17 protein-coding genes are annotated in these 12682 nt (G+C 35.0%); 8 read left to right on the top strand and 9 right to left on the bottom strand.

From position 1 onward, the window contains the following. Positions 1–53 precede the first annotated feature (53 nt). The 8 genes from BBI01_RS18460 to gldB form a co-directional block, all read right to left on the bottom strand. Positions 54–1475 (bottom strand): CCA tRNA nucleotidyltransferase, encoded by a 1422-nt coding sequence (locus BBI01_RS18460; protein WP_065396116.1) that lies wholly within the window; start codon positions 1473–1475, stop codon positions 54–56. Between the two features lie 36 nt (positions 1476–1511). Continuing rightward, the gene (locus BBI01_RS18455) at positions 1512–1856 is read right to left on the bottom strand and encodes a nuclear transport factor 2 family protein (RefSeq protein WP_065396274.1); all 345 of its coding nucleotides are present in this window, start codon (positions 1854–1856) and stop codon (positions 1512–1514) included. Positions 1857–2029: 173 nt separating this feature from the next. Continuing rightward, positions 2030–2578, bottom strand: coding sequence for an L-threonylcarbamoyladenylate synthase (locus BBI01_RS18450; RefSeq protein WP_065396115.1), 549 nt, complete (start codon positions 2576–2578; stop codon positions 2030–2032). 324 nt (positions 2579–2902) lie between these two features. Further along, the gene (locus BBI01_RS18445; protein WP_065396114.1) at positions 2903–3415 is read right to left on the bottom strand and encodes a DinB family protein; all 513 of its coding nucleotides are present in this window, start codon (positions 3413–3415) and stop codon (positions 2903–2905) included. Positions 3416–3460: 45 nt separating this feature from the next. Continuing rightward, positions 3461–3907 (bottom strand): GNAT family N-acetyltransferase, encoded by a 447-nt coding sequence (locus BBI01_RS18440; protein ID WP_065396113.1) that lies wholly within the window; start codon positions 3905–3907, stop codon positions 3461–3463. 68 nt (positions 3908–3975) lie between these two features. Beyond that, the gene (locus tag BBI01_RS18435; RefSeq protein ID WP_065396112.1) at positions 3976–5115 is read right to left on the bottom strand and encodes a cystathionine gamma-synthase; all 1140 of its coding nucleotides are present in this window, start codon (positions 5113–5115) and stop codon (positions 3976–3978) included. Positions 5116–5212: 97 nt separating this feature from the next. Then, positions 5213–5536 (bottom strand): gliding motility protein GldC, encoded by a 324-nt coding sequence (gene gldC, locus BBI01_RS18430; protein ID WP_065396111.1) that lies wholly within the window; start codon positions 5534–5536, stop codon positions 5213–5215. Between the two features lie 32 nt (positions 5537–5568). Beyond that, on the bottom strand, positions 5569–6552 hold the full coding sequence (gene gldB / locus BBI01_RS18425; RefSeq protein ID WP_083190151.1) for a gliding motility lipoprotein GldB: 984 nt from the start codon (positions 6550–6552) through the stop codon (positions 5569–5571). 52 nt (positions 6553–6604) lie between these two features. Between gldB and BBI01_RS18420 the strand changes: the two genes are divergently transcribed. The 7 genes from BBI01_RS18420 to BBI01_RS18390 all read left to right on the top strand — a co-directional run bounded on the left by BBI01_RS18420 (position 6605) and on the right by BBI01_RS18390 (position 10673). After that, positions 6605–7243 (top strand): leucine-rich repeat domain-containing protein, encoded by a 639-nt coding sequence (locus BBI01_RS18420; protein WP_065396110.1) that lies wholly within the window; start codon positions 6605–6607, stop codon positions 7241–7243. 13 nt (positions 7244–7256) lie between these two features. Beyond that, positions 7257–7790 carry a GNAT family N-acetyltransferase gene (locus tag BBI01_RS18415; RefSeq protein ID WP_065396272.1) on the top strand — a complete coding sequence of 178 codons (534 nt, stop codon included), beginning with the start codon at positions 7257–7259 and terminating at the stop codon, positions 7788–7790. After that, positions 7787–8308, top strand: a complete 522-nt coding sequence (locus BBI01_RS18410; protein ID WP_065396109.1) for a GNAT family N-acetyltransferase — start codon at positions 7787–7789, stop codon at positions 8306–8308. Before BBI01_RS18415 ends, BBI01_RS18410 begins: the two co-directional genes overlap by 4 nt. A gap of 10 nt (positions 8309–8318) precedes the next feature. Next, a complete protein-coding gene (locus BBI01_RS18405) occupies positions 8319–8852 on the top strand; it encodes a GNAT family N-acetyltransferase (protein ID WP_185114364.1) in 534 nt (177 codons plus the stop codon). 12 nt (positions 8853–8864) lie between these two features. Then, entirely contained in the window at positions 8865–9659 is a 795-nt protein-coding gene (gene nadE, locus BBI01_RS18400; protein WP_065396108.1) for an NAD(+) synthase, read from the top strand. A 66-nt stretch (positions 9660–9725) separates the two neighbouring features. Next, positions 9726–10244: a ribonuclease domain-containing protein gene (locus tag BBI01_RS18395; RefSeq protein ID WP_065396107.1), complete on the top strand. Its 519-nt coding sequence runs from the start codon at positions 9726–9728 to the stop codon at positions 10242–10244. A 120-nt stretch (positions 10245–10364) separates the two neighbouring features. Beyond that, positions 10365–10673 carry a barstar family protein gene (locus tag BBI01_RS18390; RefSeq protein WP_065396106.1) on the top strand — a complete coding sequence of 103 codons (309 nt, stop codon included), beginning with the start codon at positions 10365–10367 and terminating at the stop codon, positions 10671–10673. Positions 10674–11033: 360 nt separating this feature from the next. On the opposite strand, the gene BBI01_RS18385 is transcribed toward BBI01_RS18390, so the two are convergent. Next, on the bottom strand, positions 11034–11516 hold the full coding sequence (locus BBI01_RS18385) for a cytidine deaminase (protein WP_065396105.1): 483 nt from the start codon (positions 11514–11516) through the stop codon (positions 11034–11036). A gap of 102 nt (positions 11517–11618) precedes the next feature. On the opposite strand from BBI01_RS18385, the gene namA reads away from it, so the two are divergent. Next, positions 11619–12671: an NADPH dehydrogenase NamA gene (gene namA / locus BBI01_RS18380; RefSeq protein WP_065396104.1), complete on the top strand. Its 1053-nt coding sequence runs from the start codon at positions 11619–11621 to the stop codon at positions 12669–12671. The last annotated feature ends 11 nt before the right edge of the window (positions 12672–12682 follow it).

The raw sequence follows: 12682 nt of genomic DNA, 5'->3' as shown, positions 1-12682 counted from the left end.
CAAAAAAGACGGCTGGATATTTTTATCCAGCCGTCTTTTTTATTTATCACGATCTAGTTTGCTTTTAATCCCAGCTTTTCTGCTTCGGCAATGACAAACTTTGTTGCTTCCTCCTTTTCATTAGGAATTTCACCTTCAAGGATCGCTTCTTTTACCTTTTCTTTTAAGATCCCAATCTCACGTCCCGGTTGTAAGTTAAACATTCCCATGATCTCCTCTCCAGTGATAGGAGGCTGGAAGTTTCTTACCTGATCCTTTTCCTCTACTTCTTTGATCTTAACAGCCACATATTCAAAATTTTTCTTGAATTTCTCCTGTTTTTTGGAGTTTTTCGTGGTAATATCTGCCTTACAAAGTGTAAAAAGATCTTCAAGGTTTTCACCGGCATCAAATAACAGTCTTCTTAAAGCAGAATCTGATGCATCATCCGTGATCAATGCTATAGGTCTTGATGAAAGCTTCACCATTTTCTGAACATACTTCATATCACTTCCCAATGGCAATTTCAATCGTTGGAAAAGAGTTTTTACCATTTTGGAACCCAAAAACTCATGTCCGTGGAATGTCCATCCCGTTCCTTCTACAAATTTTTTCGTAGGAGCTTTTCCTATATCGTGAAGTAATGCCGACCAACGTAACCAAAGATTATCTGTATTCAAAGAAATATTATCCACTACCTCAAGAGTGTGGTAAAAGTTGTCTTTGTGGGTTTGTCCTTCCACTTCTTCTACACCTTTAAGCTCAATCAATTCAGGAATAATAAGCTTTAAAAGTCCTGTCTGTTCCATTAATTTCAATCCTACAGATGGTTTTTCTGACAACATGATCTTGTTGAACTCAACCATGATTCTTTCCATAGAAACAATCTTGATCCTTTCCGTTTCCTGTTTGATGGCATTTAATGAATTTTCTTCGATCGTAAAGTTTAAAGTGGAGGCAAAACGTACGGCTCTCATCATTCTCAACGGATCATCAGAATAAGTTTGAGCAGGCTCTAAAGGTGTTCTTAAAATCTCCTTTTCCAGATCATCAATACCATTGAAAGGGTCAATCAGATCCCCAAAATTATCTTTATTTAAAGAAATCGCCATTGCATTAATGGTAAAATCTCTTCTTTTCTGGTCATCTTCTAAAGTTCCGCCTTCTACTTCAGGCTTTCTGCTGTTTTCGGTGTAGCTTTCCTTTCTCGCTCCTACAAATTCCAGTTCAAGATCTTTGTATTTGATCATTGCCGTTCCATACGTTTTAAATACGGAAACCTTTAATTTAGGATCAATATCCTGAGCTACATTTTGAGCCAGTTCAATACCGCTTTGCTCTGTCACAAAATCGATATCCGTAGAAGCTTTTCTCTTCATCAGAAGATCACGAACATAACCTCCGACGATATATACCGACTGGTTATTTCTTTCTGCAGCTTCAGAAATTATTTTAAAAAGTTTTAAATTCTTATTTTGATTAAGATTAATTTTCATCGTTTTAATAGCGTCAATTTCTACCAATGCCGTTCATTAATCATAATGAGCGTACATTTTACTTATTTTCCCTTCTTCATTAAAAAACATAACCTCTACAGCATGTTTGTCCATAATAGATTTATAAAATAATGCTACAGAATCTACTCCGGCTGTGGAATGAATCAGATCAAAATGAAGATCCGGAAATTTATCCAGAGCCTTCCTCCAGTATTCACGAACTGCTTCTTTTCCTTTCAAAGAATTTTCTTTTCCTCCGGTGGCAAGAGCAATCATTGGAGTCGTAATTTCAATATCCTCAGAATAATGAGAGAGAATGTTCTCCAAATCATGAGAGTTCCAGGCATTTATCCACATTTTAGCGAATTCCTGATGATTCATAGCACACATTTTACGAGTTTGGGTTTTGCAAAGATAGAATTAAAAAAAAGAAATCCTGCCGATATAAACTGACAAGACTCTAAAAAAATCTATAAAGTAGGGAAGTTAAAAGATGAAAGCTGAAAGTTGTTGCTAGACTGTTTCCTTCAAATTTTACTCCAAAGCTTATGTTTTTATTCTCTAAGAACTTTAATTCTATTATCATTCCATATTTTGATCACGGAAGAACCTGAGTATTTTGAAACTTTTTCTCTGTCTTCCTCCACCGCATAATCTACCAGCCCAACGATTTCAGAAGAAATATCAGAAAATTTCAACGGACTTTTTTCACCACTGAAATTAGCCGAAGTAGAAACCAAAGGTTTATTCAGTTTTGTAATTAATTTTTTACAGAAATCATTCTTTACCAATCTTATCCCGATACTGCCATCTTCTGCAAGCAATTCTTTAGGCAACCCTCTTGGATTTTCATAAACAATGGTTACCGGTTTTTCACTCAGATCAATAATCTCCCACGCCATTTCCGGAACATCCACCAAATCCTGAAGTCTTTTTTCAGATTCTACAAGGATGATCATAGATTTGTTCTTCTCACGCTTTTTAATATCAAAAATTTTATTGACAGCCTCTATATTAGTAGCATCACAACCTATTCCCCAAATAGTATCAGTAGGGTAAAGGATGGTTCCGCCGGATTTTAATACTTCTATAATATGTTCCATAATTGTATCGAATTCAAATCAGTGGATAAAGGTAGAAAATATGTGTTTTTTAGACAAAAAAATGATGAGGTAAATGGAATATTTTATTTTAGGTTTCGGCTGAAGCCGATGGATTGTTTTTTAATCATAAAAACGGGCTAAAGCCCGTTTCTATTGATGTTTATATGTGTCAATGATGAAATATATTTCTGTTGAAATTCAAAATAAGTTTAATTGTATTATTTTGAAATAATTTTACGTTATTGATCAAATTCAATAGGAATGGGCTTTAGCCCGCTCAACAATAAAATAAATACCATCCGGCTTTAGCCAAAACCTACAATTCTACATCCAACCCAATTTGGATAAATATCTTTCCTCAATAATGTTCACGTGATGATAATTATGTCCGATAATCAGTTTACCGATTGTTTCTACCGAAATTTCATGTCCATTGGCATTACCTGTATTTTGCAAAGCAGAAGAATTCATTGTTTCCAATAGAATTTTAGAGGACGCTCTTACTAATTTATATTCTTCTACAAGAGATTCCAGAGATCTTTCGTTGGCATGAGAATGATCAGCGTATTCATTTTCGTCAAACCCTGGAAGATTGGCTTTTTCACCTCTTGCAAAGGCAAGTATTCTGTATTGAAAAACTCTTTCAGTATCAGCTAGGTGTAAAAGGACACCTTTTAAAGTCCATTTTCCCTCATCATAAGCAAATTTGGACTGTTCTTCAGTAAGATTAGAGAAAATTCCTATAGTTTTATCTTCTGATTTTGTAAGTTCCGCTAACCAGTCTTTAGATGGAATCTGGTCTAAATATCTTTGGATATATTTTTGAAAATCTGTCATGGTTTTAAAATTTTAATAATTGAAGGATTTAATAATATGAGAAAACTATTTATTGGTCCATTCATAGAAATTTACAGAATCATAAAGTTCGAATCCACAAGCCGGATATAATTGATTTCCTATATCATTGCTTTTTCCGGTTTCAAGAAGAATTCCGCAAGCATTTGAAGTTCTGCATAGTTCTTTTGATTCCTCAATAAGTTCTTTGGAATAGCCTTTTCCTCTGTGGTTTTCATTGACGTAAAGGTCATTCAACAGCCAGTAACGCTGCATTCTTGTAGATGAAAAAATTGGATATAACTGAACAAAAGCTGTTAATAAGCCACTTTCTTCCACTACAAAGATTTCAGAATCTTTACTTTCAATTCTTTCCTGAATAAATTTGGTGGCAGCAGGAATGTCTGATTCCTTATGATAGAATATTCTGTATTGGTCAAAAAGCTCTGCAAGCTGAGGCACATCAGTAACGATTGCTTTTCTCGTATTTTTCATAGTATATAGTGTGATAATAAAAATGAGAAAGATATTGAATCCTTCTCATTTTTTATTTATTTGATGTTTTAAGAAAAAGCTTTCTCAAGATCTGCAATAAGATCTTCAGCATCTTCAATACCAACGCTTAAACGCACAAGGTCATCAGTGATTCCCAGTTCAGCACGTTTTTCTGCCGGAATAGAAGCGTGAGTCATTAAAGCAGGATGGTTAGCTAAAGACTCCACACCTCCTAAAGATTCAGCAAGGGTAAATACTCTTACTTTTTCTAAGAATTTGATAGCATCTTCTTTTTTTCCGGATTTGAAAGTGAATGAAACCATTCCTCCGGATTCCTTCATTTGAGATTTTGCCAATTCATATTGAGGGTGAGACTCTAAACCTGGATAAATTACCTTATCAACTGCCGGATGAGTTTCAAGATATTTAGCCACAGCAAGACCATTATCAGAGTGTCTTTGCATTCTTAGAGCTAACGTTTTGATTCCTCTCAACACTAGATAAGAATCATGAGGTCCTAAAATACCACCACTTGCAAACTGAATGAAGTGAAGTTTATCTCCTAGCTCAGCATCTTTCGCAATAAGAGCACCAGCGATTACATCAGAGTGTCCGCCTAGGTATTTTGTTGCAGAGTGCATTACGATGTCTGCTCCAAGATCAATAGGTCTCTGAATATAAGGAGTAGCAAAAGTATTGTCTACAGCCACTAAAATATCTTTTCCTTTCGCAATTTCAACAACAGCTTTGATATCCACTAATTTCATCAATGGGTTCGTTGGAGTTTCTACCCAGATCAATTTAGTTTTATCTGTAATTACATCAGCGATTTTTGAAACATCATCAAAATTTACGAACGTGAATTTCAACTGATATTTTTCAAAAAGTCTTGTAAACATTCTGTAAGTACCTCCGTAAAGATCATCTACAGCAATTACTTCATCACCAGGATTTAATAACTTTAAAACACAGTCAATAGCTGCAAGTCCAGAACCGAAAGCCAGACCTCTCGCTCCATTTTCAATACTGGCTAAAGAGTCTTCTAATGCCTGTCTTGTAGGATTGGCAGCTCTTGAATATTCATATCCGGAATGTACTCCCGGGCTTTTCTGTGCAAACGTAGAGGTTAAAAATACAGGAACATTTACAGAACCTGTTGCAGACTCATGATGCTGCCCTCCGTGAATTACTTTTGTATTAAAATTCATATTGATATAATTTGATAATTTGAAAATATTGTAATTTGAAAATGATTGAATTATAATTTGAATATAAATCTTTCATTTTCACGTTTTCAAATCGTTATTACTTAATTGCTGATTTTACGGCAAATTCTTCCGCAAATTCTTCTATCCACTGAGCGATATCCTCTTCTCCGGTTGCTCTTTGGTACGTGCTTCCTAAAGATATTAAAATCTGGTGGATAAACATTTTCATTTGATCTACAGGCATTTCTTTTGTCCAAAGATCAATTCTTAGAGCCTCCATTGTTTTATCATCCCATACAGAGATCATGGTAGCTTTTGTTTCTTGCTTTTCAATACCTCCATCCTGAGCATTCCATGTGATGTTTTCAGGAACGTGGTTCTCATCAAGCTCTACATCTATCGTAATCTGAGTTTTTCTCATTTCTCTATTTTTTCTAAATTCTAAATTTTCTATTATTTAAGTTTCGGTTTATAACCGGACTGATTAAAAATTGTTGTGGCATCCATTTTCAGGAAATCTGTCAGTTTCGTTTCAGGTTTTTCCTTTAGATAAGCCTTGCAGATCTGCCATCCTGTATAAATTCCGATCTGTGGTGAAGATTCATTGTCAATCTCTGTATAAAACTTTGAAAATGGTCCCGGAGCAATAAAGCGTTCTCCCAATCTCGGATCATCTCCAAACAGCAAATTGCTTTCCACAAAATAATTCCAGATGTTGGCTTCATTGTAAGTTGCCCATTCATACTGCTTTTGAGTATAATTCATTTTCAGATAATCAGGAAAGTCAGGAAGAAAAGCATCCTGTAGGATCATTACTTTTCCGTTAAGAATTACCTGATCAATGAATTTCTGATGGTCAGCAGATTCCGTTACAATATTTTCAGCAAAAAGTCGGGAAACCTTAGGAACAATATTCTGAGGATTCATCGATTTTTGGAAATAAAGTTCCAGTCCTTTATAATTAAGATTGCCATCACCCATGAAACCTGAAATATCTATGAATAAAAGATTTCCTTTTTCATCATAAAAGATAGGGTCCTGTACCATTTGTAATGCTGATGAAAACAGATATACCTTTGGACTTTTAAATTGCGGGAAATAATGTTTTATGTGTGAAAATAAATTCTGAAGTTCCTTTTGCAACTTAGCCTGATCGATCTTTCCAATTGCTTCCTTGTAAATTTTTATTTCTTCAGCATCAGCTCTTCTTTTTGAAAAATCAGCATCAGAAACTGTTCCCTGAAACCAAGGGAATTTAGCCTTAAACTGATCCAACGGAATATTAGGGTTGTAGAGTTCCTTAGAAATATCCGTCATTTCAATTTTTTCGGAAGTGTCTTTTAGCTCTACTTTCCATTGGTTTTCAGGTTCTTTTTTGCAGGAATTCAGTCCCACAACTAAAACAGAAGAAAGGGCAATATATCTGAAAATCTTCATTATTTTTACATGGATTTTAAGTTTACAAAAATAAGGATTAAATAGACAATTCATGATGAAAATTAAAATATTTACAGTCCTCAGCTTTATTTCAGGATTGAATTTTTTTTACGGACAAAAGCTTGAATTTAAAGATAAAAACTTTGAAAAAGCTGCTGTTGAAAATTTCGATATGAATAAAGACGGAATGATAGATCAGTCTGAAGCAGAGCTGGTGAATAATTTATTCTTGGTTCAAAAAGGAATTACCGCTGCGGATGATTTGAATTTTTTTAAGAATGCTAAAATGATTATGTTGGATGATAATTCGATTCCATCTATTCATCTTAAAAATCTGGATAAATTGGATTTGTTTTCATGTACAGGATGTAAAATATCTTCATTTAAAGCCGAAAATCTGATAAGACTTGCCTCTTTATATGTTGATAATAACCTTTTGGAAAGCATTTCCCTAAAAGGAACATCAAGAATTGATCAATTAACATTATCTTTAAATCAATTAAAAACAATTGATCTGTCTCAGCTTAAAAATTTAAGAAAGCTGAACATAGAACATAACAAAATCCAGAAATTAGATATTTCAGGAAATCCGGCTTTACAGACGTTAAATGTAGGGGGAAATAAGATGAAAGAAGCAGATATTAAAAAAGGATTGAAAACTGATGTCACTATTTTTGGAACTGAAGAATAAAACTAATAATACCATGATACTCGAAACTGAAAGACTTATTTTAAGAAAGCTTGAAGAAGCTGATGCTGAACGTATTTTTCTCATGGATTCTGATCCAGAAGTGATGAAATATATCGGAGTACCGGTGTCAACAGACATTGAAGAATCCAGGCAGCTTATCAGGATGATCCAAAAGCAATATGACGAAAACGGAGTAGGAAGGTTAGCGGTTATTGAAAAAGATAGCGGATTGTTGATTGGTTGGAGCGGGTTAAAATTATTAACTCAAGAGACGAATGGTCATCAGAATGTTTTGGAGCTAGGGTATCGTTTTTTGCCAGAATCTTGGGGAAAAGGATATGCAATGGAAGCTGGAATTGCTTCTCTGTCTTATGGATTTAATGAATTGAACGCAGACGTTATTTATGCTTATGCTCACTCCGAACATGACGTTTCCAACTATATTTTAAGAAAGTTGGGCTTTGAAAAAACCAGTGAATTTGAAGAACCGGATGGTATTTGCTTTTGGTATGAATTAAAAAAAAGAGAAAAAATAAAAAAGGTATGATACTCGAAACAGAAAGGCTGATTTTAAGAAAGCTTGAAGATATGGATGCCGAACGCATGTTCCTTATGGATTCTGATCCTGAAGTGATGAAATATCTTGGGAATCCCGTAAAAACCGTGGAAGAATCAAAAGAAATTATTAAAATGATTCAGAAACAATATGAAGAAAACGGTACAGGAAGATGGGCAGTAATAGAAAAAGAAAGCGGATTACTGATAGGATGGTGCGGGTTAAAATTATTAAAAGAACCTATAAACGGATATGTAGAAACTTTGGATTTAGGATATAGATTTATTCCGGAGTTTTGGGGAAAAGGATATGCATGGGAAGCTGCAAATGCTACATTGAAATATGGTTTTAATGAATTAAATGCTGAAACTATTTATGCTTTTGCTGATGCCGGAAATAAAGGTTCCCATTATATTTTAACTAAAATAGGTTTTGAAAATACAGGAGAATTTGAGGATGCTGAAGTGAAATGTTGCTGGTATGAATTAAAAAAAGATAAATACAACTGATTATAATACAATGATTAAAATACGAAAAGAAGAAGAAAAGGATTATCAACAGGTTTTCCAATTGACAGAAGAAGCCTTCAGAGAAATGGAGCATAGTGATCACCAGGAACATTTTCTTGTTGAGAAATTAAGAAATTCTGAAGCTTTTATTCCTGAACTTTCATTGGTTGCTGAAGATGAAAACGGTAACATTGCAGGTCATATTTTGTTTACAAAACTTCAAATTGTAAATGATTCAGAATCTTTTGAATCTTTAGCTTTAGCGCCAGTTTCCGTAAAGCCTGAATTTCAGAATCAGGGAATTGGCGGACAACTTATCCATGAAGGACATCGCATTGCCAGAGAACTAGGATATCAATCTGTGATCCTGATTGGGCATGAAAAGTATTATCCAAAGTTTGGTTACGAAAAAACAAGTAATTTTGGAATTTCATTTCCGTTTGATATTCCGGAAGAGAATGGAATGGCAGTTGAACTTGTAATGGACGGGTTAAAAAATAGAAAAGGGGTAGTAAAATACCCTAAAGAATTTGGAATAGACTAAAAAATATAAACGATGCAGACACAAAAAGTGATAGATCATATCGTGGAATGGCTAAAAGATTACGCAACCAAAGCCAGAGTGAACGGATATGTATTAGGAGTTTCAGGAGGTGTAGATTCCGGAGTGGTTTCTACATTGGCAGCTATGACAGGATTGAAAACATTATTGATCGAAATGCCGATTCGCCAGAAAGCAGATCAGGTAGACCGTGCAAAAGATCATATGGAAGACCTGAAATCAAGGTTTCCAAATGTTGAGACGATGTCTGTAGATCTGACGCCTGCTTTTGAAGAACTCTATAAAACTTTTGATGTAAATGAAGAGCTTTATCCTAACGAAAAACTGGCATTTGCCAATACCAGATCCCGTTTGAGAATGTTGACTCTTTATTATTATGGACAGTTGAACGGACTTCTCGTATGCGGAACCGGAAATAAAGTAGAAGATTTCGGTATCGGTTTCTATACAAAGTATGGTGATGGTGGAGTAGATGTTTCTCCAATTGCTGATCTTTATAAAACAGAGGTTTATACTTTGGCAAAAGGCTTAAATCTTATTAAAAGTATTCAGGAAGCGATCCCGACGGATGGACTTTGGGATGTGGACAGAACAGATGAACAGCAGATCGGAGCAACTTACCCGGAATTAGAGAAAATTCAAAAAGAATATGGAACCAAAAATGCCGATGACTACGAAGGACGAGATAAAGAAGTATTCTTAATCTTCGACAGAATGCATAAAGCGGCAAAACATAAAATGGAACCTATTCCAATCTGTGATATTCCTGAAGAGTGGAGAGAATCATAAATTAAATGTAATAATATAACAATGTAGAAGTTTACCAATGGCTGTTACATTAATAAACCTATTGCTATGAACAGTAAAATAAGAGCAGTGCTTTTCATGTGCCTCGGACTTCTTTTCGGAATGTCTGTGATGTATGTCTATAAAAATTTTATTGAAGATAAAAAAGATCATTCAGGCTCTTCCAAAACGGAAACTGTAAGCTATGGAAGTTCTTCTCTGGATGAATATAATAGTGGAAAAAGTTCCTCAGTTCAGGCTTCTATTGATCAACTTACAGAAGAAAAAACGGTAATCAGTTATGTAAAACAAAACCATAGATTACCCGATTATTATATCACAAAAGGAGAAGCAAGAAAACAAGGCTGGAATCCTTCGCAGGGGAATCTGTGTGATGTACTTCCCGGAAAAGCAATTGGAGGAGATAAGTTCGGAAACAGAGAAGGAAGATTACCTGATGGAGATAAATATTTCGAAGCAGATGTAAATTACCAATGTGGTGGAAGAAATGCAGACCGTATTATTTATACTAAAAATGGGGATGTTTATCTCACAAAAAACCATTACAAAAGCTTTGAAAAACAGTAAGCCATCGCGATGAGGCAATGATCTATATAAATTTGCTTTAGAATAAGGATAAGTATTACCTTTGAAAAATATTTTTCATCTATTTGATTTGTGTGAAAATTAGAAATTTAGTTTAACAATATGAAGACAGTATATATAGATTTTACAGACATAGGCGATTACGAGGATTTTTATGCTCAGTTAAAGGAAAAAGTTCAGCTTCCAGAGCATTTTGGAGATAATCTTGATGCGCTTTTTGATACCATTACCGGAGATTTGGAAATGCCATTTCACCTTGAGTTCGTTAACATGACTGTAGATCAGTTAGAAATTTTTGAAGATCTTCTGACTACGCTGGAAGATGCGGAAGAGGAAGTTGAAGATTTCACGTTCAGCTACTATCTTGAGCAGTATGAAGACGATGAAGACGAAGATGAAACTGAAGATTAATAGGTAATTGAAATAAAAATACAAGAGGTTGTTTTAGAGATAAAATAACCTCTTTTTTTGCCACGGATGCACGAATAAATTATATAAACGCCTAAGTTTAGGGTAAAAATTTTTCTGCATTTTGATCAATATATTACTTTAAAAAATCCAAGAGATAAGAAAAAAAATGTGCTTTCGTGGCAAAAAGGAGGTTGTATCATGCGAAAGAAGTTATGATATTGTAATCAAAAAAACCAACAGAATCCTGTTGGTTTAATGATGAAATCATCGTGTAAGTCCATATTAGTTTAAATACCACAACGAGAATTGAATATTTAATCAGGCTACCACTCGCCTTTTACGATTTATAGTTTTATCTCCCTATAAAAATGTTGAGTCGAAATAGAAAGGTAGCAAGTCTTTCACTGCATGTACTTTCACAACTTCCTCATTCATGCTTGAGAAATAAAGATCAATGTCCTCGTTTTGTTTCGTTTCATACTCAATTAAGCTTTGACGGCAGGCACCACAAGGTGGAATCGGAGGGTTTTTCTCATGAAACTCCTTAGGACCACCCACTACGAAGATCTTTTTTACCTTCATATTTGGAAAGTTAGCCGCTACCCAGAAAAGAGTCGTTCTCTCAGCACAAAGTCCTGATGGAAAGGCTGCATTTTCCTGATTGTTTCCAGAGTATATTTCTCCATTTTCCAAGAGTACAGCACATCCTACAAAAAACTGAGAGTAGGGTGCGTAAGCGTTTTCGCGTGCCTCTTTCGCTCTTTCGAATAATTTTTTTTCTATATCGCTCAGCTCGCTGCTATTTTTAAAATATTCGTAACTGATCTGTATATCTTTTTTCATATATTGTAGACTAAAAAAGGGGGGTAAAATTAGTTCTTTTTAATGAAGTGGGCAATATTTTATTCTCCTCATGATAAAGTTCAACTTTTTTAAAAGATTAAAATGCTATATACCCCAATACAATTCAGGAACGTAGAACTAAAAAACCGTTGGGTAATGTCTCCCATGTGTATGTATTCATGTGAAAACGGATTGGCAAATGACTTTCATCTCGTACATTATGGAAGCAGAGCGCAAGGTGGAACAGGTTTACTTGTTGTGGAAGCAACCGGAGTAGAGCCGAGAGGAAGAATTACCAACCATTGTATGGGAATCTGGAATGATGAACAGGCAGAAAAACTACAGAGAATTGTAGAATTTGTTCATCAGCATTCAGACAGTAAAATTGGGATTCAATTGGCTCATGCAGGGCGAAAAGGTTCCACATGGAATAATCAACAGATTTCTATTGAAGAAGGTTGGGAAACAGTGGCACCAAGTTCCATTCCTTATCATCCCACAGAAAGAATTCCACATGCATTGAGCACAGATGAGATAAAAGCACTTGTGCAAAATTTCAAAAAAGCAACCCAAAGAGCTGTAAAAGCCGGGTTTGATGTCATCGAAATTCATGGAGCTCATGGATATCTTATTCATCAGTTTCTGTCACCACTTTCCAATATAAGAACAGATGAATATGGAGGGAGCTTTGAAAACAGAATCCGTTTCCTTATTGAAATTGTAGATGCCGTAAACGAAGTATTAAATGAAAATACAGCCCTTTTTGTACGGATTTCAGGCACTGAATATGCAGAAAATGGTTGGGATATTCAGGATAGTGTTGCCTTGGTAAAAGTGTTAAAAGAACACTCTGTTGATCTTGTAGATGTATCAAGCGGTGGGAATATTCATGGCGCAAAAATCTCTGTTTTTAACGGTTATCAGGTTCCTTTTTCTGAACAGATTAAGCGCGAAGCTGATGTGAAAACCGGAGCTGTAGGTTTAATTACCCAAACAGAACAGGCAGAAGAAATTTTACAAAAAGGAGAAGCCGATCTGATCTTTGTAGCAAGAGAAATTCTGAGAAATCCATATATCGCGGTTCAGGGTTCTTTTGAAATGAAAGAAGACTGCTTTTTTCCTCATCAGTATACCAGGGCAAAAATTTCTTCATAACCCAATTCAAT

Origin of the sequence: Chryseobacterium artocarpi, assembly GCF_001684975.1 — a bacterium.
GTDB lineage: Bacteria > Bacteroidota > Bacteroidia > Flavobacteriales > Weeksellaceae > Chryseobacterium > Chryseobacterium artocarpi.
The sequence above is the reverse complement of the archived record's forward strand: the minus strand, read 5'-3'. Positions and strand labels throughout refer to the sequence as shown.